Source organism: Marmoricola sp. URHB0036 (assembly GCF_000426045.1).
GTDB lineage: Bacteria > Actinomycetota > Actinomycetes > Propionibacteriales > Nocardioidaceae > Marmoricola.
The window spans coordinates 1-25,970 of the sequence record NZ_AUEP01000020.1 but is presented as its reverse complement, the minus strand read 5'-3'; the positions used below and the strand labels follow the sequence as shown (position 1 = coordinate 25,970).

Here is a 25,970-nt window from a genome sequence, read left to right as displayed (position 1 = left end):
CCAGCCCACAGAATCCCCGGACGTCCGGGGAAACCCGGCGACCTGAGACTGGTCCACCAAGAACTAGAACGTGTTACATTTTCGCGCATGATTCTGGACCGCTTCAAGGTGGACGGGAAGGTCGCGGTCGTCACCGGCGCCGGACGGGGGATCGGCGCGGCGAGTGCCGTCGCCCTCGCCGAGGCGGGTGCCGATGTCGTCCTCTCCTCACGCACGGCCGACCAGCTCGAGCAGGTCGCCAAGGACGTCGAGGCGGCCGGGCGACGAGCCCTCGTCGTACCCGCCAACCTGATGGACCTCGACGCCGTCGCCGGCCTGGCCGATGCGGCGTACGACGAGTTCGGCCGGCTCGACATCGTCGTGAACAACGTCGGCGGAACTATCCCCAACGCACTGCTCGACACCGACCCGGCCTACCTCGAGGAGGCCTTCCACTTCAACGTCTCCACCGCCCACGCACTCACCCGGGCCGCGGTGCCGCAGATGCTGAAGAACGACGGCGGCTCGATCGTGAACATCTCCAGCGTGATGGGCCGGGTCTCCGGCCGCGGCTACCTCGCCTACGGCACGGCCAAGGCCGCACTCGCGCACTACACCCGGCTGGCGGCCCTCGACCTGAGCCCGACGATCCGGGTGAACGCGATCGCGGTCGGCAGTGTGATGACCAGCGCGCTCGAGTTCGTGGCCAGCGACGAGGCGACCATGCACCAGATGACCTCGAAGACGCCGTTGGGTCGCGTGGGTGAGGTCGAGGACATCTCGGCGGCGGTGCTCTACCTGGCCAGTCCCGCGGGCGGCTTCGTCACCGGCAAGGTGATCGAGGTCGACGGCGGTCTGCAGATCCCCAACCTCGACCTCGGTCTCCCCGACCTGGTCGCCGGATCGGGTGCCGAACAGTGAGCGACGTCAAGCGCGTCGTCGCGTGGTCGACCGGCACGGTGGGTCGGCACGCCATCGCCGGCATCGACGCCCGTCCGGATCTCGAGCTCGTGGGCGTGTGGGTCTCCAGCCCGGAGAAGGTCGGCAAGGACGCAGGTGAGCTCGCGGGACTGGGACGCGAGCTCGGTGTCCTGGCAACCGACGACAAGGAGGCGCTGTACGCCCTCGAGCCCGACTGCATCGTGCACACGGCGATGGTCGACGACCGCATCTTCGAGGCGATCGCCGATCTGACCGAGATGGTCGAGCGCGGCATCAACGTCGTCTCGAGCGGCCCGGTGCTGCTCTGCTACCCGCAGGGGCTCGGCCTCGACGACTTCGTCGACGCCATCGACGCCGCCGGGGAGAAGACGGGGGCCAGCCTGCACGTCAACGGCATCGACCCCGGGTGGGCCAACGACGTGCTGCCGCTGGCGCTGACCTCGCTGTCGCAGCGGATCGACCTGGTCCGGGTCAGCGAGATCGCCGACTACTCGACGTACTACCAGCCAGTCGTGATGAACGAGATCTACGGCTTCGGCAAGCCGATGGACGACGTGGCGATGCTCTGGCAGCCCGGGATCCTCACCACCGCATGGGGTCCCGTCGTACGCCAGATCGCGGCCGGGCTCGAGCTCGAGCTCGACCCCGACCTCGAGGAGATCGTCGAGCGCGAGCCGGCCGACCGCGAGCTGAGCACCGCGAGCGTGGACATCGCCGAGGGCACCATGGGTGCCGTCCGCTTCCAGGTCAAAGGCTTGGTCGACGGAGTGCCGCGGGTGATCCTCGACCACGTGACGCGCACCCACGTCGACCAGATGCCGTCCTGGCCGCAGCCTCCCGAGGGCGGCGGTTGCTACCGCGTCGAGGTCGAGGGCGAGCCGGTGATGCGCATCGACTTCACCCACCACGGCGAGGACGGTGACCACAACGTCTCCGGGATGATCGTGACAGCGATGCGGCTGGTGAACGCCGTGCACGCCGTCTGCGAGGCCGGGCCAGGACTGGTGTACGCCAAGGACCTGCCACCGGTCACGGGACGTGGGTTGGTAGCGTCCGCGACGTGACCCGACCCCCCGGCGCCGAGCGCGTCGTCGACCGTGCTGGTCGGGGGGAGTGGACCGAGCCGGGCGCCTTCGAGGTGGCGCCGGGCGTGCACCGGTTGCCACTGCCGTTGCCGATGGACGGGCTCCGTGCGGTCAACGTCTACGTCATCGAGACCGACGACGGACTGGTGCTGATCGACGGTGGCTGGGCCATCCCCGAGTCACGCACGATCTTCGACGCGAGTCTCAAGCAGCTCGGCTACACCGTGCGTGACATCCGCCGCTTCCTGGTCACCCACATGCACCGCGACCACTACACGCAGGCTTCGGTGGTCGGTCGTGAGGTGGGCGCGCACGTGGCGCTCGGCCTCGGGGACAAGGCCACGATGGAGCTGATGCACAGCGACGCCCTCGACGAGGACCCGAACATGGACCGATTGCGTGCCGCCGGGGCCGAGGAGCTGGCCGAGGGCTGGCGGGCGATGATGCCGTCCAGACCGCCGTCGATGGACGACTACGGCATGCCCGACGAGTGGCTCGACCGAGACCTGGTCATCGACATCGGGTCGCGTCGGCTCGGGGCGGTCTCGACGCCCGGACACACCCAAGGGCACTACGTCTTCGCCGACGAGGAGGCCTCGTTGCTCTTCGCGGGCGACCACGTGCTCTCCACGATCACGCCCTCGATCGGCTTCGAACCGGCGTACGTCCAGCAACCGTTGCGTGACTACCTCGCCTCGCTCGCGAAGGTCCGGGCGATGCCGGACCTGAAGCTGTTGCCGGCGCACGGCCCGGTGACCGAGTCCTCGCACACGCGGGTCGACGAGCTGGTGGCGCACCACGACGTACGCCTCGAGCAGTCGTTGCGCGCTGTCGACTCCGGAGCACGTACGGCGTGGGAGGCGGCCGGCGAGCTGCCGTGGACCCGACGCGAGCGCCATCGCGACGAGCTCGGGCCGTTCGACGGCGTGCTGGCGGCGTTCGAGACGCTCGCCCATCTCGAGCTGCTGGCCCTCCAGGGAAAGGTGTCTCGCATCGCGGGCGCGACCGTCCGGTTCGAGCCGCTTCGCCCGGCTTGAGAGTCAGATCGGCCGCGCGCGGGGCTGCGCAAGGCCCGGTTCCGGGGCACCATCGACGGAACCGCTTAGGAGACGTTCATGCCCACCTCTCTGCCCCTGTCCGCGAGCGGGTCCGTCTACCTCACCGACGGCGGCCTCGAGACGACGCTGATCTTCCTCGACGGCCTCGCCCTCCCCGACTTCGCGTCGTTCCCGTTGCTCAGTTCCGAGGACGGCAAAGCACACCTCGACCGCTACTTCAGGCCGTACCTCGACACCGCGGAACGCGTCGGGTCCGGCTTCGTCATCGACACGGTGACCTGGCGGGCCAACCCCGACTGGGGTGCCCGGCTCGGGTGTGACCCGTGGGCTCTCGCCGAGGTCAACCGCCGGGCGGTCAGCTACGCCGCGAGGGTGGGCGCCTCGCGGCCGGGCCTGGAGACCGTGGTCAACGGCGTCGTCGGTCCACGCGGCGACGGCTACGTGGTCGGCGAGACCATGAGCAGTGACGAGGCCGCGAGCTACCACTCGCTCCAGGCCAACGCCTTCGCCGCCGCGGGTGCGCAGCTGATGAGCGCCGTCACGATGACGTACGCCGAGGAGGCGATCGGCGTCGTCGAGGCGGCCACGGCGGCCGGCGTGCCCGTCGCGGTCTCCTTCACCGTCGAGACCGACGGGCGACTGCCGTCGGGTCAGGGCCTGGGTGCTGCGATCGAGCAGGTCGACCGGGAGACCGAGTCGGTGGCGGCGTACTTCATGGTGAACTGCGCCCACCCCACCCACTTCGCCTCGGTCCTGGCGGACGGCCTCGCGAACGGCGAGCCGTGGGTGCAGCGGGTGCAGGCGATCCGCGCGAACTCCTCGACGATGAGCCACGCCGAGCTCGACGCCGCCGACGGGCTGGACCGCGGTGACGTGCAGGGGCTGGCCGACCACTACGCGCAGCTGCAGCAGATCCTGCCGCACCTCCGGGTGGTCGGTGGGTGCTGCGGCACCGACCACGAGCACATCGCCGCCATCGCGGACGCCGTCACGGCCTGAGCACGTAGAACCGGAAGACGTCGTGCTCGATGGGCGCGACCTCGACGGCTGCGTAGCCCGCCTGCTCGGCGTAACGCCGCATCGTCGCCGGACGGAAGAGTGCGCCGGTCGCTGTCGAGTCGCCTTGCGAGCGGCCCACCGGCAGGCAGTGCAGCACGCTCGACGCGGCCAGCAGCCGTTCGATCTCCGAGCCGTCCGGGGCGAACTCCTCCTCCGCACGCTCGTCCATGACCACCACCCGTCCACCGGGGCGCAGCGCCCGGCCAGTCGATGCCAGCGCCTCGACGGGATGAGCCATGTCGTGCAGGGCCTCGAAGTAGAAGGCGACGTCGAAGCTGTCCTCGCCGAGGTCGGCAGCTGCGTCGACGACCTCGAAGCGGACCCGGTCCTCCAGCCCGGCGTCGGCGGCGTGCAGCCGCGCCTCCATCACCGAGGCGTCGTCGCTGTCGACACCGAGGACGGTGAGTGCGGGGTGGGCCTGGGCCAGGGCGATGCTCGACCACCCGACCCCGCAGCCCAGGTCGACCGCTGCCGCCCCGTCGCGGGCCAGCAGCGCGGCGACGTCCGGCATCGCCGGCAGCCACTCCGGGACGAGCTGGCCGAGGAACGCGATGCGGTTGAACAACCCCTGCCCGAGCCGGACGTCGTCGCCGTACTCACCGAAGGAGATGCCGGTCCCGTCACGATAGGTCTGCGGCAGCCGGGGCAGAACCGCGCCGACGCCGCCCAGGAGGAGAGCCATGGACGCGGCGTACACGGGCGAGTCGGGCTCGGCAAGGGCCATCCGCTGTCCCCGGCTCGTGACGTATCTCCGCGTCCGGCGGTCGCCGGGCTCGGCGACCTCAACCAGGCCGCCGATGGCCTGCTGCTCGAGCCACTCCTCGGCGTAACGCTCGTCGATCCCGGTCGCCGAGGCCAGCTCGCCCGCGGAGCGCGGCTGGGCGAGCGCGGCGTACAGGCCGAGCTGCGACCCCAGGTGCACCGTGGCCAGCTCGAGGGATCCGAGCATCGCCATGAACAGGCGCTCCATGATCGCGCCGCCGGCCTCGATCGCCGCCGGCTCCGGGGTGGTCTCGACGGCGGTCATGACCGGCTCCCGACGAGACCGGCACCGAGCTCTCCGGTCTCGCGGCGCACGCGCTCCTGGGTCTCGACGTTCCAGTTGCCCCCGCAGGTGATGAAGAGGCGGTCGATCCGACCCTCGTGCACGTGGGCGATCACGCTTCCGACGGCGGCGCTGTCGTCCTCGTCGTGGGTGCGGTAGGCGTACTCGACCACGAAGCCCGTCATGGTCGCCTGGACGTCCCAGACCGTGAGGGTCCTCCCGGCGGACTCCTCCTTCAGGCCCGCTTCGAGGGCGTCGACGCCCCTGGTCCGGACGCGGCCGTGGGGGACGATCATGTCGACCTCCACGTCGTCGCTGAAGGCGTGGCGCGTCAGGGTGCTGGTCTCCAGGGCGCAGCGCAGCTCCGGCTCACCCTGGATGAACACCTCGATGTCGGCCGGTTCGAGGTTGTGGAAGGTGACATCGGCCGTGCTCAGCGCGGTCGCCTTCTCGGCGAAGGCGCTGGTGCCCGGCAGTGCCGAGTTCACCATGGCCGAGTCGTAGTCGGTGAACCAGTCGAGGGCGACGTAGTGCGTCGGGTCGTCGCGGTCGACGTACAGCTGGCCACCCACGGCGGTGCGCTGCCCGTCGGTGTCGGTGACCCACTGCCGCTCGAGGCGGACGAACTCGTCGTAGTGGTCGGTGTGGAAGTCGATGATCTGCAGGAAGCCCATGGCGAGGCCTTTCTCTGTGAAGGGTTGGTGTCATCCCGCAGGCGTGGGATCCGACCTCACGACGTGGGACGGGTGTCCCACGTCGTCGGGGACTCCGGTGCGTAGATGCAGTAGGTGCCGGTGCGGACCGACGCGCGCAGGTGCCGGCCGAGCTCGGGCAGCGCGTCGTCGATGCGCCGGATGGCGTCGCGCACCCGCGAGGTCACCGTGGTGCGGGCGCGTTCGGCGGGGTCCCCCGCGCGTCGGGCCCGCCCACCGAGGCCGTACGCCGCCCCCAGCTCGGCCAGCAGGAACTCCCGCTCGGTCGTCGCCTGCTCCGAGGCATCCGCGTCACCCGTGGCCTCCGCCTCGGTCAGGCGTTCCTCCAGCTCGGCGAGCCGTGCGCGGTAGGCCTCCCGCGCGGGCGCGTCGATGACCTCCCCGAGGTCGCTGCGTGGCGCGCCGGTGGCGCCGACCAGGTCGAGGACGTGGGTCTCGCGGTCGGGCTGCGCGAGGAGCACGGCGAGGTCGGCCATCCCCTTCACCGCTGGGAGGGTGGCTTCCCGCCCGCGCCAGCCCACCATCCAGAAGGACCCGGCGCGTCGGAAGGTGCCGATCGCCTCGGTGACCTCGGTGACCTCGGCCGTCGGGGCCGGTCCGAGGAGTTCCTCGACCTCGGCCACCCGCTCGAGGATCCCCGCGCCGCGGTAGAACGCGAGCGACTCGGTGAGCAGCGCGCGGCGCCGCTCCTCGTCGCCGGGCGCCCGGCGACGCCTCAGCATCTCCGCGAAGGCGCGCTGGGTGTTCGCGACCGGCAGCGCGGCCCCGGCCATCGCGTTCCGGTCGAGTGCCCGCTCGAAGTGGCCCGCTGCCGCGTCGTAGTCCCCCAGGAGGGTGGTCAGCTGACCGAGGGCGAGCTCGACCGAGCCGAGGAACGCGGCGCCGATCCCGTCGACGAGGAACAGCTCGGCCCACGGCGCGAGCTCGTCGTGGACCAGTCGGGCGGGCTCTCCGCCGATGTCCTGTTCCCAGAAGCCGCCGACGACGGCCGAGAGGTTGGGCAGCCACTCCTTGTCGACCGGCAGGTTCGCGAGGATCTGCGGGACCAGGGGGAGGGCGGCCGAGCGGACCTCGGCCGGCTGTCCGTGGAAGAGCCGGACGACCGAGCCGCCGTCGCCGGCCAGCTCAGGCAGGTCCCCGAAGACGGTGAGCATGTGCTCCATGGCCGCTGCCGCGAGTCCGCGCTCGATCTGCGGCCAGGCGGACTGCACGTGGCTCAGCACCAGGGCGTTGCGACTTCCGCCCAGCTCGGCGAGCCGGCCGATCTCGGTCGCGCAGGACCCCATCTCGACCAGGTCACCGGCGAGGTGCGCCTCGAGGCCGCGCCACAGGACGGTGTACCAGGAGAAGAATGGCTGCCGCAGGCGCGCGACCAGACGCTCGAACTCGCCGATGTCCTGTCTGGCGCCCCCGAGGTCACCGCGCTCCAGCCGGGCGACGACGCGCAGCCGGAGCCCGAGGAGCTCGAGTGCGACGTCGGGGACCAGTCGGGCCAGGTCGATGATCTCGCCCGCCTGCTGCTTGCGCAGATCGACGTACGCCGGGCCGGCGACCGCGTCGCAGTGGGCGGCCAGCGCACCCGCGAGCGCCGCCGGGTCGTCGAGCCCCCGGGCCATGGCGACCGCCTCCTCGGCGAGCGTCCGACGCCGTTCGGTCGTGGCGGAGAAGGACAGCGCGACCGAGAGTCGGGCGAGGACCTGCGCCCGACGCACGGAGTCCTCGCGGCCGAGGCGCACGAGAGCTTCCTCGAGCAGGTCGGTCTGCGCCCGGTCGAAGAGGAACACCTCGAACCCCGACAGTCCGGACGCGAAGCCCAGCGCCGCGCGCGCGAACAGGTCGGCGTCATCGGCGCGACGTGCGAGCTCTGCTGCCGCGAGGAACGCCTCGCGTGCCCGGTCGAGCTCGCCGGTGCTGAGCCGCGTCTCGCCGGCGAGCAGCAACAGGTCGGCACGTCGAGGGGACCCGACGTCGACGAGCTCGAGGACCCGGTCGCACCAGCCTGCGGCGTCCTCGTAGGCCAGCATGGCCGTGGCGGCACGGGACGCATCCTGGGCCGCGGCGGCCGCGGTGTCCGTGGAGACCAGCGGCAGCGCCTGGATCAGGTGGTGCGCACGCTCGGCTGCCAGGGCGCCCGTGCGTGCGTACCCTGCGTCGACCAGCTCGGCCGCCGCGAGGTGCAGCTCGCGGCGACGGGCGGGAGCGAGGGTCTCGTGGACGGCGTCGCGGATCAGCGCGTGGGAGAAGTCGAGGCGGTCGCCCTCGTGCGTCACGAGCCCTGCGTCGACCAGGTCGTCGACCATCGCAGCCAGCTCGGCAGGCGGCGTACCGAGCAGCGAGGCCAGCCGGGTCACCGACGATGACGCCCCCAGCACCGCCGCGGCCCCGAGGGCGGCCTCGGCGGGCTGGGCGAGTCGAGCGACGCGGCGACGGATGGTGGCCTTGGCCGACTCGGGCAGCACGGTCGCGACCGAGCCCACGCCCCGTGAGGCAGCCAGCCGGGCCATCTCCGAGACGAAGAGCGGGTTGCCACCGGTGCGCTCGGCGACCGCGCGCGTCTCGTCCTCGCCGGGGTCGCGACCGGTCGTCGCGGTGATCAGCGCGCGTACGTCGTCGCTGGGCAGACCTCGCAGCAGCCAGGACTCGCCACGGCTGGCGATCCGGGCCGCGAGGTCGCGCTGCTCGGCGGTGACGTCGGTCTCGTGGTCGCGCCAGCCGCAGACCACGAGGACGGCACGCTGCGCCAGGTCCGAGGTCAGGTGCTGGAGGAGCCGCAACGACCCCTCGTCGACCCAGTGCACGTCGTCCAGCAGGAGCACGACGGGCTGCTCGCGGGCCAGGTCGTCGACCACACCGGCCACGGCATCGAACAGCGGGAAGCGGCCCGGCACCTCCGACTGCGCCTCGCCCGTCCCCTCGAGCAGCGGCAGCGCCGGCCGAGCGCGATCGCCCCACTGCTCCGGAGGATGTACGGCGGCCGCGGCCCGCAGTACCTGGGACCAGACCCAGAACGACGGAGTTCCGGGGTCCTCCCACCCCGTGCCGCGCAGGACCGTGCACCCCTCGGCGCGGGCCGCCACCTCCAGGAGCACCCGTGTCTTCCCGATGCCCGCGTCACCGTGGACCCAGAGCACGCGCCCGCGTCCGGCTCGGCAGTCCGCCAGCAGCGTCTCGGCCCGGGCGACGACGTCGTCACGACCGAGCAGCGGCTGGGCGTTCACGGTGGACTCCTCGAGGACGAGAGCGAACCTGCTCAGGCTAGTGTGGACGGCGTCCGACAGGGGAGCGCCCGGGATGACATCGGGGGCGCTGAGAGTGCGGAGAGCCGCAGACCCTTGAACCTGCCCCGGTTAGCACCGGCGAAGGAAGTCGAAGGAGATGACCCTGATGCGGTCACGACTGCTGCCCACCGTCCTGAGCACCCTGCTGCTGGCCACGGCACTCGCCGGGTGCGGCTCGGACTCCAAGGAGAGTCCGAAGACCCTCGTGGTCGCCACCCATGACAGCTGGGCGATGTCGAAGTCCGTGCTGGCGAAGTTCAAGGCCGAGACCGGCATCACCGTCAAGGTCCGGCCGCAGGGCGATGCCGGCGAGCTCACCAACAAGCTGGTGCTCACCAAGGACTCCCCGTTGGCCGACGGCGTCTACGGGATCGATAACACCTTCGCCTCGCGGGCGGTCGACGCAGGCATCCTGACGGCGTACGACGCCAAAGAGCTGCCGTCCTCGGCCGAGCAGTACCGCCTCACCGGCGACGCCAAGGACGATCTCACCCCGATCGACTACGGCGACGTGTGCGTCAACGTCGACGACTCGTGGTTCGCCAAGAAGAACCTGACGCCGCCGAAGACGCTCGACGACCTGGCCAAGCCGGCGTACAAGGGACTGTTCGTGACTCCGGGCGCGACGACCTCCTCGCCCGGGCTGGCCTTCCTGCTCGCGACGATCGCGGCCAAGGGCGACGGCTGGCAGGACTACTGGAAGCAGCTGATGGCCAACGACACCAAGATCACGGCCGGGTGGACCGACGCCTACGAGGTCGACTTCACCGCGGGTGGTGGCAACGGCGACCGACCGATCGTCACGTCGTACTCCTCGTCGCCGCCGTTCACCATCCCCAAGGGCGCCACCGAGCCCACGACCAGCGCGCTGCTCGACACCTGCTTCCGCCAGGTGGAGTACGCCGGCGTGCTGAAGGGGTCCGACAACCCCGCCGGCATGAAGAAGTTCATCGACTTCATGGTCGGTCAGGACTTCCAGGAGGCACTGCCGGACAACATGTACGTCTATCCCGTCGACTCGACGGTCAAGCTGCCGGCCGACTGGGCGTCGTACGCGCCGGTCTCACCGCACCCCTACTCGGTCGACCCGTCAGCCGTCACCAAGAACCGGACCACGTGGCTGCGCGAGTGGCGCGACGTCACCAGCCAGTGACGCTCCGAGTGCGGTGGGGCACCGTGGCGATCGCCGCGGTGCCCCTGACTGCGCTCGTGCTGTTCTTCGTCTACCCGGTCGTGGGCATGCTGGCGCGGGGGCTCTGGCCGGACGGGTCCCTCGACCTCGGTGCTGTGACCGAGGTGCTCGGGCGCCCGCGCACCCATCGGGTGCTCTGGTTCACCGTCTGGTCGGCCGGCGTTGCCACACTCGTGTCGGTGCTCGCGGGACTCCCGGTCGCGTTCGTGCTGCACCGGCTGCGCTTCCCCGGTCGTGACCTGCTGCGCGCGCTCGTGGTGGTGCCGTTCGTGCTGCCGACGGTGGTGGTCGGCGTCGCGTTCCGCCAGCTGATCGCGCCGTCCGGTCCGCTCGGCTCGCTCGGGCTCGACGGGACCGCCACCGCGATCGTGGCCGCGCTCGTCTTCTTCAACATCAGCGTCGTCGTCCGCACGGTCGGAGCCTTCTGGGAGGCCATCGACACTCGTCGCGAAGAGGCAGCGGCCGTGCTCGGCGCCAGCCCGTGGCAGGTGTTCCGCACGGTGACGTTGCCCGCGCTCGTGCCCGGGATCGTGTCGGCGGCCAGCGTGGTGTTCCTGTTCTGCGCCACGTCGTTCGGGGTCGTGCTGACCATGGGCGGGCTCCGTTACTCCAACGTGGAGACCGAGATCTACCTCCTCACCACCCAGGAGCTCGACCTCACCGGCGCTGCCGCCCTGTCGATCCTGCAGCTGGTCGTCATCACCGCCCTGCTCGTCCTCGCCGCCCGCGTACGCCGCTCACCCGGTCCGGTCGACCGCACCACCAAGCGGCTGCCTCGACCGCGTCTGCGTCAGCTGCCGGTGCTGCTCTGGGCCGGGCTGGTCATCGTCTTCCTGATGGCCCCGCTCGCGTCGCTCCTGTCCGCCTCCCTGCGTCAGGGCGACACCTGGGGACTCGACAACTACCGCGCCCTCGGCACCACCGGCGCCCACAACGCCCTGCTGGTGCCGGCCACCACCGGGCTCGCCAACTCGCTGCAGATCGCGATGGTCGCGACGGTGATCGCCCTCGTCCTCGGCTCGTGCGTCGCCTTCCTCGTCTCGCGGCCCGGCGGTGGCCGCCCCATGGGCGTGCTCGACGGGGTGTTCATGCTGCCGCTCGGGGTCTCCGCGGTCACCGTCGGCTTCGGGTTCCTGATCACCCTCGACAAGCCGCCCCTCGACCTGCGCGAGTCGGCACTGCTGATCCCGATCGCGCAGGCGATGGTGGCGCTCCCGCTCGTCGTACGCACCCTCGCTCCGGTGCTGCGCTCGGTCGACGACCGTCAGCGGCAGGCGGCCGCCTCGCTGGGGGCCGGACCGCTCCGCGTGCTGCTGACCGTCGACGTTCCTGTCGCCTGGCGAGCGCTGATCGCGGCTGCGGGCTTCGCGTTCGCCGTCTCGCTGGGCGAGTTCGGGGCCACCAGCTTCCTGGCCCGCGACGACAACCCGACCCTGCCCGTGGTGATCTATCGGCTGATCGGCCATCCCGGCGCCGAGAACTTCGGGATGGCGATGGCGGCGTCGGTCGTGCTCGCCGCGACCACCGCTGTGGTGATGTTCGCCGTCCAGCGGCTGCGGGTCGCATCGGTCGGGGCGTTCTGATGCGCAGGTTCAGAGGGGTGTGCAAGCGAGCGGGGCGCAGCGTGCTCCCCTCTGGACCTGGGCATCTGAGATGAGTGGCCTGGACGTCCGAGACCTGACCGTCCGCTTCGGCGCGACAGCCGCGGTCGACCACGTCGACCTCGCTGTGCCGGCCGGATCGGTGGTCGCCGTGCTCGGTCCGTCCGGGTGCGGCAAGTCCACGTTGTTGCGGGCCGTGGCCGGCCTCGAGGTCCCGGCCTCCGGCACGGTGTCGTACGACGGGCAGGACCTGGCCGGCACTCCCACCCACCGTCGTGGCTTCGCGCTGATGTTCCAGGACGGCCAGCTCTTCGAGCACCTCGACGTCGCCGCCAACATCGCCTACCCGCTCCGCCTGCGCCGCCGCAGCCGCGCCGACCAGCGCGCGCGTGCCCGCGAGCTCCTCGCCCTGGTCGGCCTCGAGGGGTACGCCGACCGGCTGCCCGCCACGCTGTCCGGAGGCGAGCGCCAACGGGTCGCGCTGGCCCGCGCGCTCGCCGTCGAGCCGCGACTGCTCCTCCTCGACGAGCCGTTGAGCGCCCTCGACCGCGGCTTGCGTGAACGGCTCGCGGGCGAGCTGCACGACATCCTCCGCGCCGCCGGTGCGACCGCGATGCTGGTGACCCACGACCACGACGAGGCCTTTGCGGTCGCCGACCGGATGGCCGTCATGCGTGAGGGTCGCATCGTCCAGGCCGGCACCCTCGAGGAGGTGTGGAGCCGTCCGGTCGACGGCTGGACGGCGGCCTTCCTGGGCTATGCGACCGTGCTCACCGGCGACCGGGCCGCCCGGCTCCGTGAGCTGGTCGCGCCGGGGGAGCCGTGGGAGTCGGTCGCCCTGCGACGCTCGGCCCTGCGGGTCGATCCGACCGGCCCGCTGACGGCCCGGGTCGAGGAAGCGCGTGTCACTCCCGACCAGATCCGGCTGCAGCTCGACGTGGACGGAGCCGGTTCGCTGCCGGGCGTCGCCGACCCCGGGAGCGACGTACGTGTGGGGGCTCGGGTGCGTGTGTCGATCGACACGTCGAGGATCGCACTTATCCCTTCGGACCTGTCAGGGGTCGAACCCTAGAATGACCCGTTGTGAAGCGGCGCGCCTATGCAGCGATGGTGACGAACGCCGTGTTCATGGGCGTTCTGGCCATCATCGTGAGCCGCGCGGTCGACTACCCGCTGCGAGACCCGGACGGTTTCCTGGGCCCGGCCTGGGTGCGGCTCCCGATGCTCTGCGTGGGTGCGTTCGCCGCTGACATCCTGCCGCGCACGTTGTGGCGGTCACGGCTCAACCCGACCCAGTTCAAGGTCGAGGCCAAGCTGCTCATCCGCGAGCACTGGACCAGGGACCGCATCCAGCTGGTGATCCTCGGGCTGATCAGCTTCTACGTGACCTACGTCAGCTACCGCAACCTGAAGAACTTCCTGCCGTTCGTGCGCAGCGAGGGTGCCCGGCTGCACGGCGACCTCGAGCTGCACAAGTTCGACCACTGGCTGCTGTTCGGGCACGACCCCGGCATCCTGCTGCACGACCTGCTCGGCACCAACGTCGCGGCCTACGTGCTCTCGTGGGTCTACCTGCTGTTCCTGCCGATGGTGCCGGTCTCGGTGATCGTCTGGTTGGTGTGGTCGCGCAACGTCAGCTTCGGCTACTGGTTCGTGACCGCGCAGTGCATGTGCTGGACGCTCGGCACCGCGAGCTACTACATGATCCCGACGCTGGGCCCGAACTTCGCCTTCGAGTGGATCTACCAGGACCTGCCCAAGACCGGCGTCAGCGACCTCCAGAACGCGTTGTACTGGGGGCGCCACGACGTGCGCTTCGACCTGTCCAACGGCGTGCAGTCGGTGGCCGGCTTTGCCTCCCTGCACGTCGGGATCACCTTGATGATGGCCCTGGTCGCGCAGTACACGCTGCGTCACCGGTTCCTGAAGATCATCCTCTGGGTCTACATGGGCCTGGTCGTGCTCTCGACGACCTACTTCGGCTGGCACTACATCGCCGACGACATCGCCGGAGCAGTGATCGCGTTCGTGTCCTTCTACCTCGGCGGCATCGCGACCGGCCAGCGGTTCGACCGACATCTGCGACATTCGTATCCGACGACGACGACGAGCGACGTGCCGGTGGACACCGACGACCGGAGCGTCGTCAGCGGCTGACCTGGGGCGCGTCTCCCAAGGACACCCCCCGGCCGTCCCACCCGTCGTCGAAGGCGATCATCGCCCCGACCGTCCACGCCTGCACCCGGTTGGCGATCGGGATGTCGCGCAGCTCGCCGTCCGGCGTGACGGCGTACAGCTCGGGGAAGTCTCCGAGCTCGGCCACGGCTCGTCGTACGCCCTCCCGGACCTGGCCGGCCGCGTCGTCGTACCCCGCGCGGCGGAGCCCGCCCCAGCACAGCCAGCTGTCGAAGGGCCAGACCGCGCCCCGGTGGTAGCCCTCGGTCAGGAACGCGGGATGGCTGCTGCTCAGCGTGCGGACGCCGTACGCCGTGAGCACGTCGGGCCGGGTCAGCCGCTCGGCCACCAGGGTGGTCGCCTCGGGAGAGAGCACATCGGCCCACAACAGCCAGCCGAGCTGGGAGCCGGCGCCGGGGACGGGTCGGTCGTCGGACTCGAGGGCCATCACGCCGTGTGCGAAGGCGTCCTCGACCCGGCGCCGTAGGAGGGCCGCCCGCGCGGCCCAGTCGTCGGCGCGGTCGGGATCGAGCCGGACCAGGGCGTCGAGGGCCGCGACCGCGACCGCTTGGGAGTCCGCGTCGGCCATCGGCGCTCGTGGTGCGGTGCCGTCCTCCCGGACGATCCCGCCACCGTGGGCGTCGGTCCCGGGATCGAGCGCGTCGCGCCATCCCTGCTGGCTCAGGCCGCCCGGGAAGGTCCTCGGTCCGCAGCGCACGAGCCCGTCCCCTGCGGTCAGGGCCCGGTGCAGCCAGTCGGCGGCACCCACCCGCGCTGCGTCGAGCTCCTCGGCCAGCGCCCGGTCTCCGGTCGCGTCGAGGAGCACGAGGAACCACGACGTCGCGTCCGAGGTGCCGTAGTAGCGCAGCGCGCCGTCGCGGACCGGCCACCCCCGCTCGACCAGCCACTCGGGGGCGACCGGCCGGTCCTCGTGCAGGATCCGGCCGGGCTGCTCCTCGGTCTCCGGGTCCTCCCGGCGGCCCTGGCGAGCAGCCAGCGCGCGCAGCGTCGCCGCCGCTACCTCGGGCTGGTGCGGGAGCACCTGGAGGGCGGTGATCAGCGAGTCGCGACCGAAGAGCGCGTGGAACCGCCCGGGGTCGGCGGCGTCCACCGGAAGTCTGGAGGCGTACGCCCAGCCGTCGGGGGACAGGAGGGGCTGCAGGGACGCGTGCGACATGAGTGAATCCTGCCAAACCCATGAGTTACATCGGTGTAATTGTCAAGTCGACACGCGTATTACAACGGAGTAATTATGTGAAAAGTGTTTCATGTGTGACGCGTGAGCCCTAACGTCTGTTTTGTCTCGTGTCGCGGGGAAGCGACGCGAGACCCCCAACGGAAGGCTTTCTTCGGTGCGACCCGTCGCTCGCATGGCCATTGCGGCCGCAACGACCTTGGCAGTCACCCTCCCGATCACCGGCGCCGCTGTCGCGGACCCCGGAACTTCCACGGTGCCCACGCAGGCACAGGTCGACCGGGCCAAGGCCGCGGTGACCCACAAGCAGCAGAGCGTGCAGCAGCTCGAAGCCGCGCTCGACGCGGCCAATGCCCGGATGGACGCGGCCTCGACCGCGGCCGAGACCGCCTTCGAGCGCGCCAACGGCGCCCGGTGGCGGTTGCAGGAGGCCCAGAAGGCCAGCAAGGCCGCGCAGCTCCGCTCGCGCCAGGCCGCCGCCGACGTGGCCTCGCAGCGCGACGGCATCGTCACCCTCGTCACCGAGAGCTACCAGAACGGCACCGAGCTCAACGCCGCCAGCGCCCTGGTCTCCGACGAAGGTCCGACCGGCCTGATGAACCGCTACGGCGTCGTGCAGAGCGCCGGTGACTCCATGCAGGCCCGCTACGACCGCTTCAAGGTCGCCTCGGCCCGTGCCAAGACGTACGCCGCCCAGGCGGCCAAGGCCGAGAAGAAGCAAGAGGCCCTCGCCGCGGAGGCCAAGAAGCTGGCCGTCGCTGCCGGCCAGGCAGCGGCTGCCGCGAGCGCGGCCGCCAACACGATCGCGGTGCAGAAGCAGAACCTGATCGAGGAGCTGGCCAAGGCCCAGCACATCTCGGTGGGCCTGGCCACCCGTCGCCACGCGGCGCTCGAGCGGATCGCCCGTCAGAAGGCAGCCGCCGCCGCGCAGGCCAAGGAGGCCGCCGAGCAGGCGGCGCTGCAGAAGCAGGCCGAGGAGGCCAAGAAGAAGGCCAAGAACGCCAAGGCCGACCAGCAGGACTCCACCGAGGCTTCCAACGACCAGAGCGACTCGTCGTCGTCCGCCGGCGGATCCGCCCCGCCTCCGATCGCCAACCCGGCACCGAACCAGTCGGTGGCCGTCCAGCGCGCCATCGCCTACGCCAAGGCACAGCTGGGCCGGCCGTACCAGTGGGGTGCCGCGGGACCCAGCACCTTCGACTGCTCGGGGCTCACGATGCAGGCCTGGGCGCGGGGTGGGAAGTCGCTGCCGCACTACTCGGTCGCGCAGTTCTACCAGAGCACCCGCGTCTCGATGGCCGATGCCAGGCCCGGTGACCTGCTGTTCTGGAGCAGCAACGGTGGCCCCAGCGGCATCCACCACGTCGCGCTGTACCTGGGCGGTGGGCAGTTCATCGAGGCCCCGCACACCGGCGCCAACGTCCGCTACAACTCGATCTACAACTGGTACCCGGACTTCGTCGCCCGTCCCTGACGGAGCCGGCCTGGCGTCGGCTCGGCAGCCGCTGTCCGCGGTGCGGGGTTCGTACTGCGCGGCCCTGAGGCATGCGGCAGAGTTGGACCATGGCCGACCGTGAGCTCCCCGACGTCGACGTCCCCGCCCTCACCGCGCTGCTCGACGGCAAGTACGCCGACATCCGGCAGCTGACCCGCAAGAACCTCGCGGAGTACGCCGGTGTCCTCGACGACGCGATCGAGATGCCGCGCGAGGAGTTCCGCGAACGAGTCCTCGAGCTGGTCAAGCTGATGGCGGAGACCGGCGCCACCGGTCTCGGGTTCCCGACCGAGTACGGCGGCGGCGGCGACATCGGTGCCTCGGTCGCGGCCTTCGAGACCCTCGGGTTCGGCGACCTCTCCATCCTGGTGAAGGTCGGCGTGCAGTTCGGGCTGTTCGGTGGCGCGATCCTCCAGCTCGGGTCGAAGCACCACCACGACGCCTACCTCACCGACCTGGTCAGGGCCGACCTGATGGGTTGCTTCGCGATGACCGAGACCGGTCACGGCTCCAACGTGCAGGCGCTGGGCACCGTCGCGGCGTACGACAACGAGGCCAAGGAGTTCGTGATCACGACTCCGGACGACCTCTCTCGCAAGGACTACATCGGCAACGCCGCGGCGCACGCGTCGATGGCGGTGGTGTTCGCCCAGCTGGAGATCAACGGGGGCTCGGAGGGCGTGCACGCCTTCGTCGTCCCCATCCGGGACGAGAAGGGGAAGCCGCTCGACGGCGTCCGCATCGAGGACGACGGACCCAAGATCGGGCTCAACGGTGTGGACAACGGGCGGATCTGGTTCGACGGCGTACGCGTGCCGCGCACCAACCTGCTCAACCGCTACGCCGACGTGACCGAGGACGGACGCTACGTCTCCGACATCGAGAACAAGGACCGGCGGTTCTTCACGATGCTCGGCACCCTGATCCAGGGACGGGTCTGCGTCGGCGGCGCCGGCATCACGGCCAGCAAGGTGGCGCTCGCGGTGGCGATCAAGTACGCCAACCAGCGACGCCAGTTCGGCTCCCCGGAGACCGGCGAGGAGGAGCTGCTCCTCGACTACGGCATGCACCAGCGCCGGCTGCTCCCGCTGCTCGCCAAGACCTACGCCCTGCACTTCACCCAGGAACAGCTGCTGGCCGAGCTGCACAACGTGCTCTCCACGACCGATGCCCCGGACCGCCAGCGCCGGGCCCTGGAGTCGCTGGCGGCCGGCACCAAGGCCCTCGGCACCTGGCACGGCAGCCGGACCATCCAGGAGTGCCGGGAGGCCTGCGGCGGGGCCGGCTACCTGATGTCCAACCGGCTCGGTGCCTTGCGGGCGGACACCGATGTGTTCACCACCTTCGAGGGCGACAACCACATCCTGCTCCAGCTCGTCGCCAAGGGACTGCTGACCGACTACTCCTCCAGCTTCGGCGACCTCGACCAGCTCGGCATGGTGCGGTTCGTCGCCGGGCTGGCCGTGGAGACGGTCCTCGAGCGCACCAGCGCGCACAAGCTGCTGGAGCGGATCAAGGACGTGCTGCCGGGTGGCAAGGACGACAGCTGGGACCAGGAGGCGGGACTGCTCGACCCGGAGTACCAGCTCGCGATGTTCCGCTGGCGCGAGGAGCACATCCTCTCCGGCGTGGCCCGTCGCCTGAAGCGGGGGATGGACCAGGGCATGGACGCGGTGGACGTGTTCAGCCGGGTGCAGGACCACGTCATCGCCGCCGGGCGCGCACACGTCGAACGGCTCGTGCTGGAGACCTTCGTCGACAAGCTCGGGCCGATGGTCGACAGCGACAACAAGGTCGCGCTCGCGATGCTCTGCGACCTGTTCGCCCTGTCCACCATCGAGGCCGACCGCGGCTGGTTCATGGAGCACGGTCGCCTCTCGAGCGCACGCTCCAAGGCGATCAGCCGTGAGGTGTCAGGGTTGTGTCGCCGGCTGCGCCCGATCGCGGAGGACCTCGTCGACGGCTTCGGGATCCCGCCCGAGATGCTCAAGGCCGAGATGCTGCACGGTCCCGACGTACGGTCAGCCTGATGCTCGGGCGGCTCCGGATCCCGGGGCTCGGCGGGTGGGGCGAGGATCCGTTGTGGGCGACGGTCTACGACTGGAGCGTCGAGCACCCGCAGACCGGCGGACTGCTCTGGAAGATCGGCATCGGCAGCGACCTGCGCCGCCTCTACTCGGCTGCGGCGGAGATCGGCCGGCAACCGGCGGGGTCGTCGGTGCTCGACGTGCCCGTCGGCGGCGGCGTCGCGCTGCGCGGGCTGCGGACCGGCCAGGGCATCCGCTACGTCGCCGCGGACATCTCCCAGGCCATGCTCGACCGCACGATGCGGGTTGCCCGCGAGCGCCACGTCGTGGCCCAGGTCGAGCCGGTCCTCGCCGACGTTGGGTCGCTACCGTTCGCCGACGACGAGTTCGACCTGGTGGTCTCCTTCACAGGCCTGCACTGCTTCCCCGACCCGCACCTCGCCGTCCTCGAGATGGCCCGGGTGCTCCAGCCGGGAGGAGTGCTGACCGGCAGCGCCCTGCTCACCGACACCGGCCTGCGCTACCTGCCAGTGCGCCAGGCCGGCCGCCTCGCCGGCCTCCTCGGCCCCGGCGCGTCCAGCACCGACGTGCAGAACTGGCTGGCCGAGGCCGGCTTCGAGGACATCACCCTGGACCTGTCGGGGCGATCGGGTACTTCCGCGGGCGGAAGGGGTAGGGCGGTGGGTTTCCCCGGACGTCCGGGGAAACTCCGGGGTGGCAGGCAATGCTTTGCCCGCCAGCCCCCAGAATCACCCGCCAGGCCCATCCGCTTCGTCCGCTGCGGCCTCCGGGTCAAGTCAGGTCCCAGCCCCACCCAAGTGCGTACGACGAGAGTGGGCTCACCAGCCGAAGGGGAGCCACCATGTCCATCGCCACCAGCACACCGACCGTCCAGCCCGTACGTCGCGAACCGCTCGTGCTCGCGCTCGTCGCCCTTGTCGTTGCCGACCTCGTGGGCGGACTGCTCGCCGTGTCGTCAGGTGTGAACACCTGGGGCGAGGCCTGGGGGAGCAAGGCGCTCCTGGCCGCTCCGGTGCCGATGATCGGCGTCCAGATCGTGCTCACGGTGCTCGCGGTGCGGCTGAACGGACGAAGAGCAGCCGTGGCGGCCGGGTTGCTCGCCGCCGCCTGCTTGGTGAGCGTGGTCAGCGGGTTCTTCGACGGCGGGCTCGGCAACGACGAGCTCACGACCGCCCTGGCGGCGTACCAGACCTTCCTGCTCGCGGTCACCGGCGTCGTCGGTGTGCTGGCGGCACGGCTGGCCTGGCGTCGCGGCAGGGGCCACCGAGGGGGTCAGTGAGCGAGCGGGGTCTCCTTGAACCGCTCGAAGGACTCGCGTACCTCGGCCTCGGCCTCGGTGCGGCCGACCCAGTTGGCGCCTTCGACGGACTTGCCGGGCTCGAGGTCCTTGTAGACCTCGAAGAAGTGCTGGATCTCCAGGCGGTCGAACTTGGAGACGTGGTTGATGTCGCGCAGGTGCTCCAGGCGCGGGTCGTGCGACGGCACGCAGAGGACCTTGTCGTCGCCGCCGGCCTCGTCCTTCATCCGGAACATGCCGATGGCGCGGCAGCGGATCAGGCACCCCGGGAAGGTGGGCTGCTGGAGGATCACCAGCGCGTCGAGCGGGTCGCCGTCCTGGCCGAGGGTGTCCTCGATGAAGCCGTAGTCGGCGGGATAGGCGGTCGAGGTGAACAGGGTGCGGTCCAGGCGGATGCGACCCGACTCGTGGTCGACCTCGTACTTGTTGCGCTCGCCCTTGGGGATCTCCACCAGTACGTCGAACTCCACCGACTCAACCTTTCGCCAGACACACGCCGGGCACTGCACCGGCACCGTGCGCCGTTTCGCCGGGCGCACCGGGCTAGTCTCGCAGCACTTTCGCCCGAACGGCACATCGAAGGGGGCCAGACGCGACCGTGCGTGAGCAACGCCACTGGCTGGTCACCTTCCCCGTACGGTTCCTCGCCGAGATCGTCGTCCTGGTGCTGCTCGCCGGAGCGGTGCTGAGCTACCAGTACGACCTCGGCGAGCGGTGGTTCGGGTGGGGCAAGGCCGACCCGGCCACCGAACCCGCGGCCGTCCCACCCCCCGAGGGCCTCAAGCTCCCGGCCACCGGAGTCGCTCCGGTGGTTGCGCACCCGTCCAGGACCGTGCCCGGTGACCCGGCAAAGGTCGCGGCGGTCGTCCAGCCGATGCTGCGCAAGCGCGTGCTCGGCCGGCACTTCGGCGTCCTGGTCACCGACCTCCGCACCGGACGGCCGCTGTTCCGCTCAGGGGCGTCGACGGTCACGCCGGCCTCCACCACCAAGCTGCTCACCTCCACCGCCGCGCTCACCGCCCTCGGCCCGATGGCCCGGTTCCGCACCACCGTGCGCTACCTGCCGGCCAGCCACCGGCTGGTGCTGGTCGGCGGCGGCGACCCGTTCCTGGCCAGCTCGCCCAAGCAGGCGGCGGCCAACTACCCGGACCGTGCCGACGTCGTCACCCTCGCCCAGCGCACGGTCGCGAAGCTGCGCACCATGAAGGTCGCGCGCGTCCGGCTGGCCTTCGACGACTCCGCTTTCTCCGGCCCGGCGGTCAACCCGCACTGGCCCGCGAGCTACATCCCGGAGGAGGTGGTGCCGCCGATCAGTGCGCTCTGGGTCGACGAGGGCCAGGACGCCGACGGCTACGGCTTCGTCCCCGACCCCGCCACCCGCGCTGCCCAGGTGTTCCGTTCGGCCCTCGTGTCGGCCGGGCTGCGCGTCGGTCCCAAGGTCGACCGGGTGAAGACTCCGGCCGAGGCAACCGAGGTTGCGTCGGTCTCGAGCGCCCCGTTGGGCGAGATCGTGCAGCGCACCCTGGCGGTCAGCGACAACCAGGCGGCCGAGGTGCTGGCTCGCCACGTCGGTCTGGCCGAGCGCCAGGAGGGGTCCTTCGAGGCCGGTGCTGCTGCCGTCCTCGAGGTGCTCCGCGGGCTCGGCGTACCCCTCGCCGGGGACCGGTTGTACGACGGCAGCGGGCTCTCGCGCCAGGACGTGCTGAGCACCGAGACCCTCAACAAGGTGGTCCGTCTCGCGGCCAGTCCCGGCCACCCCGAGCTGCGTGACGTCCTGACCGGCCTGCCGGTGGCCGGGTTCACCGGCTCGCTGACCTACCGCTTCGCCCAGGGACCGGCCGCCGCCCGGGGCCGGGTGCGCGCGAAGACCGGCACCCTCACCGGCGTGCACGGACTCGCCGGTGTCGCCGACGACGCGAGCGGAGCCCGGATGGCCTTCGTGGTCGTCGCCGACCGGGTGGGCGCGCTGAAGAACCTCGAGGCGCAGACGCTGATCGACCGCATCGCCGGCGCCTTGGGCGCGTGCAGCTGCGGCGTAGGGTCTCGACCATGAGCGCTGACGGACCGAACCGACCCGGAATGGTCGACTGGGACCTCGCCGTCAGGGTGGGGTCCCGCCTCGTCGGGGAGGGTCCACAGGTCAGCCGTACCGAGGCAGTCGAGGCCGTCGAGGAGCTGCGCGCCGGGGCGGAGCGCTCCTCTCCGCTCGTCCGTGAGTTCACCGGCCTGGAGGCCAGCGAGCGCACCGCACCCGTGCTCGTCGTCGACCGGCCCGGCTGGGTCCAGGCCAACGCCGACGGCTTCGCGACCGTGATCGCCCCCCTGATCGACAAGCTCCAGGAGAAGAAGGGGACGCCTGGTCCGCTGACCGAGGCGATCGGTTCCCGGATCACCGGGGTCGAGCTCGGCGCGATGCTCGGCTTCCTCGGCTCCAAGGTGCTCGGCCAGTTCGACCCGTTCCACGAGAAGCCGGGCGAGCAGGGCCGGCTCCTGCTGGTCGCGCCCAACATCGTGCACGTCGAGCGCGAGCTGCATGCCGACCCCCACGACTTCCGGCTCTGGGTGTGCCTCCACGAGGAGACCCACCGCGTGCAGTTCACCGCGGTGCCGTGGATGACCGACCATCTCCGCTCCGAGATGAGCTCCATCGTCGGCGCCGTGCAGACCGACCCGAGCGAGCTGCTCGGCGACGCCGTGCGCAAGATCGGCGACATCCTCTCCGGCAAGGCCGAGGGAAGCCTGCTCGAGCTGTTCTCCGGTCCCGAGCAGCGCGCCGTCATCGAGCGCGTCACTGGGGTGATGAGCCTGCTCGAGGGCCACGCCGACGTCGTCATGGACGGCGTCGGGCCCGAGGTCATCCCGAGCGTGGCCGAGATCCGGCGCAAGTTCACCCAGCGTCGCAAGGGCGTCGGCGGCCTCGACCGGCTGCTGCGTCGGCTGCTGGGGCTCGACCAGAAGATGGCGCAGTACCGCGACGGCGCGGTGTTCGTGCGCGCGGCCGTCGACAAGGTCGGCATGGAGGGGTTCAACGCGGTCTGGGCCGAGCCGGCCAACCTGCCGACCAAGCAGGAGATCCTCGACCCGGCGCTGTGGATCGCGCGCGTCCACGGCTGACGCACCGATGACGCTCGACCCTGCGGTGGCCGCCGTGCGGCTCGCCGTACGCCGCACACTGGCCGCGGTCGCCGCCCCGGGAGAACCGGTGCTCGTCGCGTGCTCGGGCGGCGCCGACTCCCTCGCCCTGCTCGCCGCCACCGTCTTCGAGGCCCGTGAGGAGGCCTTGCGCGTCATCGGCGTGACCGTCGACCACGGCCTGCAGGAGGGCTCGGCCGACCACACGGCCACGGTGGTCGAGCAGATGGCTGCGCTCGGGGTCGACGAGACCGCGTCGATCCGGGTCACCGTCGACCCGGGCTCGTGGGGGATCGAGGCCGGTGCCCGCGAGGCGAGGTACGCCGCCCTCTCCCAGCTCGCCGCCCACTTCGAGTCAGGAGTGGTGCTGCTGGGCCACACCCTCGACGACCAGGCCGAGACCGTGCTGCTCGGCCTTGCCCGAGGCTCCGGTGGGCGGTCTCTCCAGGGGATGCGTGACTACTTCCGCGACTCGGAGGGCGTCGGGTTCGCTCGTCCCCTGGTCGGGCTGACCCGGGTGCAGACCGAGTCGGCCTGTCGTGCCGAGGGCATCGAGTGGTGGGAGGACCCTCAGAACACCGACCCGCGGTTCGCCCGGTCCCGGGTGCGCCACACCGTGATGCCGCTGCTGGAGCGCGAGCTCGGACCCGGGATCGCCGAGGCGCTCGCTCGCACCGGTGAGCAGCTGCGCGAGGACGTGGACTTCATCGAGCGGTTCGAGCTCGAGGCCTACGCGCGAGCCCGGACCGACGACGGCATCGACATGCGCGAGATCGACGGAGTGGGCGACGCGATCCGGTCCCGCTGTGCCAGGCGGGCCGCGATCGACCAGGGCGCCATCGCCTCCGAGCTCTCGCGCGCCCACGTGCTCGCCGTACTCGGACTCCTCGGCCACAAGGGCAAGCAGATCCAGCTGCCCGGACACGTCACGGCGTACGCCGAGGACGAGGTGCTGCACTTCCGGAGGACCACCCAAGCCGGATAGTCCAGAACGCAACGCCGCCTCGCCGCGTGCCTGGAGCGGCTTTTCGTCCTGGACTATCCGTGAATTGCGCCGGCCAGCAGGGAGAGGGTCTGCTCGCGGGCGGGGGAGGAGTCGGTGGGGGTGCCGAGGTAGGAGCCGGCGACCGGGTGGACCATCACCTCGTCCACGTCGTACGACGCAGCCAGCTCCTCGATCCTGGAGGCGGCGGAGGGCGGCGTGCCGATGACCCATCGGCTCGACATCGCCTCGATCAGGCCCTGGTGCTCGGCGGGGACCGGCTCCTTCTCGGCCTCCTCGACGAGGCGCTGCGGACGCAGGGGCTGGCCGGTACGCAGCGCGACCATCGCCTGCAGCTGCGGCAGGGCGAGGCGCTCGGCCTCCTCCTGCGTCTCGGCCACCACCACGTTGACCGTCAGGAACGTGCGCGGCGAGGGGTTGGTCTCGCTGGGCTGGAAGCCGGACCGGTACAGCGCGAGGGCCTCGGCGGTGCCCTGGCCGGAGAAGTGGTGGGCGAAGACGTAGGGCAGTCCGCGGGACGCGGCCAGTCGTGCCGAGTAGTCCGACGACCCGAGCAGCCACACCGGCGGCACCGAGGTCGCGGCCGGGGTCGCGGTCAGCGCGTGCGTCCGGCCACCGACCTGGAGGCCGACACCTCCCGGGCTCATCATCGAGATCACGTTGTCGACGTACTCCGGGAAGCGCGAGACCGCGTCGTCCTCGACCCCACCGCCGCCGTGGCGCAGCGCCCAGCTGGTGACCGGGTCGGAGCCGGGGGCGCGGCCGATGCCGAGGTCGATGCGTCCGGGGTACGCCGCCTCCAGCAGTGCGAACTGCTCGGCGACCACCAACGGCGCGTGGTTGGGCAGCATCACGCCGCCCGAGCCGACCCGGATCCGCGACGTGGCGCCGGCGACCATCGAGATCAGCAGCGGCGGGTTGGTCGCGGCGACCGCGGGCATGTTGTGGTGCTCGGCCAGCCAGTAGCGGTGGTAGCCGTGCTCCTCGGCCACCTTCGCCAGTGAGCGCGTGGCCGCGAGGGCGTCACCGGTGGTCTGGTCGCTGCGGACGGGCACGAGGTCGAGAACGGACAGCTGCATGTCCGCCTCAACACCAGGAGGCCGCCGAGACTTCCCGGCGTCACCCGTGGCAGGCTGCACACCATGGACGCAGCAGACGTCGACGGTGACCTGGTCAACATCCTGTTCACCGAGAAGGAGATCCTCGCGCGGCTCGAGGAGATGGCCCGCGAGATCGAGAAGGACTACGAGGGCCACGACCTGCTGATCGTCGGCGTCCTCCGCGGCGCGGTGATGGTGATGGCCGACCTGGCGCGCGCCTTCGACCGCCACCTCGAGATGGACTGGATGGCGGTCTCGTCGTACGGCTCGGGCACGAAGAGCTCCGGCGTCGTACGCATCCTCAAGGACCTCGACACCGACATCAGCGGCCGCCACGTGCTGATCGTCGACGAGATCATCGACACCGGCCTGACCCTGAGCTGGCTGACCGCCAACCTCGCCTCGCGCAACGCCGCCTCTGTGGAGATCTGCACCCTCCTGCGCAAGCCGGAGGCCGTGCGCGTGGCCCTCGACGTGAAGTACGTCGGATGGGACATCCCGAACGAGTTCGTGGTCGGTTACGGCCTCGACTACGACGAGCGGTACCGCAATCTGCGGGACGTGGGGACCCTT

The 25,970-nt window shown here is 71.0% G+C and carries 22 protein-coding genes and 1 riboswitch; of the genes, 16 read left to right on the top strand and 6 right to left on the bottom strand.

The genetic code is table 11. The features are described from left to right. Nucleotides 1-87 precede the first annotated feature (87 nt). The 4 genes from H976_RS0119890 to H976_RS0119875 all read left to right on the top strand — a co-directional run bounded on the left by H976_RS0119890 (nucleotide 88) and on the right by H976_RS0119875 (nucleotide 4,063). Complete coding sequence (locus H976_RS0119890; protein ID WP_027862968.1) at nucleotides 88-900, top strand: SDR family oxidoreductase; 813 nt, start codon at nucleotides 88-90, stop codon at nucleotides 898-900. Then, entirely contained in the window at nucleotides 897-1,985 is a 1,089-nt protein-coding gene (locus H976_RS0119885) for a diacylglycerol kinase (protein ID WP_027862967.1), read from the top strand. The genes H976_RS0119890 and H976_RS0119885 overlap by 4 nt, the downstream gene beginning before the upstream one ends. Beyond that, a complete protein-coding gene (locus H976_RS27495) occupies nucleotides 1,982-3,043 on the top strand; it encodes an MBL fold metallo-hydrolase (RefSeq protein WP_051277141.1) in 1,062 nt (353 codons plus the stop codon). The genes H976_RS0119885 and H976_RS27495 overlap by 4 nt, the downstream gene beginning before the upstream one ends. A gap of 78 nt (nucleotides 3,044-3,121) precedes the next feature. Further along, nucleotides 3,122-4,063 (top strand): homocysteine S-methyltransferase family protein, encoded by a 942-nt coding sequence (locus H976_RS0119875; protein WP_027862966.1) that lies wholly within the window; start codon nucleotides 3,122-3,124, stop codon nucleotides 4,061-4,063. Here H976_RS0119875 and H976_RS0119870 read toward each other — a convergent pair. Genes H976_RS0119870 through H976_RS30175 form a run of 3 tightly spaced genes read right to left on the bottom strand, consistent with a single transcriptional unit; the run spans nucleotide 4,053 to nucleotide 9,099 of the window. Next, nucleotides 4,053-5,150 (bottom strand): class I SAM-dependent methyltransferase, encoded by a 1,098-nt coding sequence (locus tag H976_RS0119870; RefSeq protein ID WP_027862965.1) that lies wholly within the window; start codon nucleotides 5,148-5,150, stop codon nucleotides 4,053-4,055. The two genes, H976_RS0119875 and H976_RS0119870, sit on opposite strands and share 11 nt — an antisense overlap. Further along, the gene (locus tag H976_RS29140; protein WP_051277139.1) at nucleotides 5,147-5,842 is read right to left on the bottom strand and encodes a hypothetical protein; all 696 of its coding nucleotides are present in this window, start codon (nucleotides 5,840-5,842) and stop codon (nucleotides 5,147-5,149) included. The genes H976_RS0119870 and H976_RS29140 overlap by 4 nt, the downstream gene beginning before the upstream one ends. 56 nt (nucleotides 5,843-5,898) lie before the next feature. After that, nucleotides 5,899-9,099 (bottom strand): AAA family ATPase, encoded by a 3,201-nt coding sequence (locus tag H976_RS30175; RefSeq protein WP_027862964.1) that lies wholly within the window; start codon nucleotides 9,097-9,099, stop codon nucleotides 5,899-5,901. A gap of 48 nt (nucleotides 9,100-9,147) precedes the next feature. Next, nucleotides 9,148-9,263, top strand: a riboswitch (TPP riboswitch). On the opposite strand from H976_RS30175, the gene H976_RS0119855 reads away from it, so the two are divergent. From H976_RS0119855 to H976_RS0119840, 4 genes are all read left to right on the top strand, one after another. Then, entirely contained in the window at nucleotides 9,257-10,312 is a 1,056-nt protein-coding gene (locus tag H976_RS0119855) for a thiamine ABC transporter substrate binding subunit (RefSeq protein ID WP_155918555.1), read from the top strand. (Overlaps the previous riboswitch by 7 nt.) Continuing rightward, nucleotides 10,309-11,934: an iron ABC transporter permease gene (locus H976_RS0119850; RefSeq protein WP_027862962.1), complete on the top strand. Its 1,626-nt coding sequence runs from the start codon at nucleotides 10,309-10,311 to the stop codon at nucleotides 11,932-11,934. Before H976_RS0119855 ends, H976_RS0119850 begins: the two co-directional genes overlap by 4 nt. A gap of 70 nt (nucleotides 11,935-12,004) precedes the next feature. Further along, nucleotides 12,005-13,024, top strand: a complete 1,020-nt coding sequence (locus H976_RS0119845; protein ID WP_027862961.1) for an ABC transporter ATP-binding protein — start codon at nucleotides 12,005-12,007, stop codon at nucleotides 13,022-13,024. A gap of 11 nt (nucleotides 13,025-13,035) precedes the next feature. Continuing rightward, entirely contained in the window at nucleotides 13,036-14,109 is a 1,074-nt protein-coding gene (locus H976_RS0119840; protein WP_027862960.1) for a phosphatase PAP2 family protein, read from the top strand. Here the strand turns inward: H976_RS0119840 and H976_RS27485 are convergent. Continuing rightward, nucleotides 14,099-15,304, bottom strand: a complete 1,206-nt coding sequence (locus H976_RS27485; RefSeq protein ID WP_051277132.1) for an amylo-alpha-1,6-glucosidase — start codon at nucleotides 15,302-15,304, stop codon at nucleotides 14,099-14,101. The genes H976_RS0119840 and H976_RS27485 overlap by 11 nt on opposite strands. 274 nt (nucleotides 15,305-15,578) lie before the next feature. Between H976_RS27485 and H976_RS29135 the strand changes: the two genes are divergently transcribed. From H976_RS29135 to H976_RS30475, 4 genes are all read left to right on the top strand, one after another. Then, a complete protein-coding gene (locus H976_RS29135; RefSeq protein WP_196804154.1) occupies nucleotides 15,579-16,796 on the top strand; it encodes an NlpC/P60 family protein in 1,218 nt (405 codons plus the stop codon). An 89-nt stretch (nucleotides 16,797-16,885) separates the two neighbouring features. Then, nucleotides 16,886-18,847: an acyl-CoA dehydrogenase gene (locus tag H976_RS0119825; protein WP_027862959.1), complete on the top strand. Its 1,962-nt coding sequence runs from the start codon at nucleotides 16,886-16,888 to the stop codon at nucleotides 18,845-18,847. Beyond that, the gene (locus H976_RS29130; protein ID WP_051277126.1) at nucleotides 18,847-19,830 is read left to right on the top strand and encodes a class I SAM-dependent methyltransferase; all 984 of its coding nucleotides are present in this window, start codon (nucleotides 18,847-18,849) and stop codon (nucleotides 19,828-19,830) included. Before H976_RS0119825 ends, H976_RS29130 begins: the two co-directional genes overlap by 1 nt. After that, nucleotides 19,815-20,144, top strand: coding sequence for a hypothetical protein (locus H976_RS30475; protein WP_196804153.1), 330 nt, complete (start codon nucleotides 19,815-19,817; stop codon nucleotides 20,142-20,144). Before H976_RS29130 ends, H976_RS30475 begins: the two co-directional genes overlap by 16 nt. Here the strand turns inward: H976_RS30475 and H976_RS0119810 are convergent. After that, nucleotides 20,138-20,632, bottom strand: coding sequence for an inorganic diphosphatase (locus H976_RS0119810; protein WP_027862957.1), 495 nt, complete (start codon nucleotides 20,630-20,632; stop codon nucleotides 20,138-20,140). The genes H976_RS30475 and H976_RS0119810 overlap by 7 nt on opposite strands. Before the next feature lie 128 nt (nucleotides 20,633-20,760). Here H976_RS0119810 and dacB point away from each other — a divergent pair, with 128 nt between their 5' ends. From dacB to tilS, 3 genes are read left to right on the top strand one after another with little or no spacing between them, the layout of a single operon-like run. Next, on the top strand, nucleotides 20,761-22,215 hold the full coding sequence (gene dacB / locus H976_RS27470) for a D-alanyl-D-alanine carboxypeptidase/D-alanyl-D-alanine-endopeptidase (RefSeq protein ID WP_051277124.1): 1,455 nt from the start codon (nucleotides 20,761-20,763) through the stop codon (nucleotides 22,213-22,215). After that, nucleotides 22,212-23,276: a zinc-dependent metalloprotease gene (locus tag H976_RS0119800; RefSeq protein WP_231389001.1), complete on the top strand. Its 1,065-nt coding sequence runs from the start codon at nucleotides 22,212-22,214 to the stop codon at nucleotides 23,274-23,276. Before dacB ends, H976_RS0119800 begins: the two co-directional genes overlap by 4 nt. Nucleotides 23,277-23,283: 7 nt before the next feature. Continuing rightward, a complete protein-coding gene (gene tilS, locus H976_RS27465) occupies nucleotides 23,284-24,279 on the top strand; it encodes a tRNA lysidine(34) synthetase TilS (protein ID WP_036227555.1) in 996 nt (331 codons plus the stop codon). Nucleotides 24,280-24,332: 53 nt separating this feature from the next. On the opposite strand, the gene H976_RS0119790 is transcribed toward tilS, so the two are convergent. Then, nucleotides 24,333-25,376: an LLM class flavin-dependent oxidoreductase gene (locus H976_RS0119790; protein WP_027862955.1), complete on the bottom strand. Its 1,044-nt coding sequence runs from the start codon at nucleotides 25,374-25,376 to the stop codon at nucleotides 24,333-24,335. Between the two features lie 63 nt (nucleotides 25,377-25,439). Between H976_RS0119790 and hpt the strand changes: the two genes are divergently transcribed. Further along, nucleotides 25,440-25,970, top strand: a 531-nt coding sequence (hpt, locus tag H976_RS0119785) for a hypoxanthine phosphoribosyltransferase (protein WP_027862954.1), incomplete at its 3' end; no start/stop codon positions are given.

Excerpts from the sequence above, each read along its gene's own strand:
- H976_RS0119825 (WP_027862959.1), top strand. The coding sequence starts at position 16,886 with ATGGCCGACCGTGAGCTCCCCGACGTCGACGTCCCCGCCCTCACCGCG.
- H976_RS0119855 (WP_155918555.1), top strand. The coding sequence starts at position 9,257 with ATGACCCTGATGCGGTCACGACTGCTGCCCACCGTCCTGAGCACCCTG.
- H976_RS0119800 (WP_231389001.1), top strand. The coding sequence starts at position 22,212 with ATGAGCGCTGACGGACCGAACCGACCCGGAATGGTCGACTGGGACCTC.
- H976_RS0119845 (WP_027862961.1), top strand. The coding sequence starts at position 12,005 with ATGAGTGGCCTGGACGTCCGAGACCTGACCGTCCGCTTCGGCGCGACA.
- H976_RS0119870 (WP_027862965.1), bottom strand. The coding sequence starts at position 5,150 with ATGACCGCCGTCGAGACCACCCCGGAGCCGGCGGCGATCGAGGCCGGC.
- H976_RS0119790 (WP_027862955.1), bottom strand. The coding sequence starts at position 25,376 with ATGCAGCTGTCCGTTCTCGACCTCGTGCCCGTCCGCAGCGACCAGACC.
- H976_RS29140 (WP_051277139.1), bottom strand. The coding sequence starts at position 5,842 with ATGGGCTTCCTGCAGATCATCGACTTCCACACCGACCACTACGACGAG.
- H976_RS27485 (WP_051277132.1), bottom strand. The coding sequence starts at position 15,304 with ATGTCGCACGCGTCCCTGCAGCCCCTCCTGTCCCCCGACGGCTGGGCG.
- tilS (WP_036227555.1), top strand. The coding sequence starts at position 23,284 with ATGACGCTCGACCCTGCGGTGGCCGCCGTGCGGCTCGCCGTACGCCGC.
- H976_RS0119875 (WP_027862966.1), top strand. The coding sequence starts at position 3,122 with ATGCCCACCTCTCTGCCCCTGTCCGCGAGCGGGTCCGTCTACCTCACC.
- H976_RS0119890 (WP_027862968.1), top strand. The coding sequence starts at position 88 with ATGATTCTGGACCGCTTCAAGGTGGACGGGAAGGTCGCGGTCGTCACC.
- H976_RS29130 (WP_051277126.1), top strand. The coding sequence starts at position 18,847 with ATGCTCGGGCGGCTCCGGATCCCGGGGCTCGGCGGGTGGGGCGAGGAT.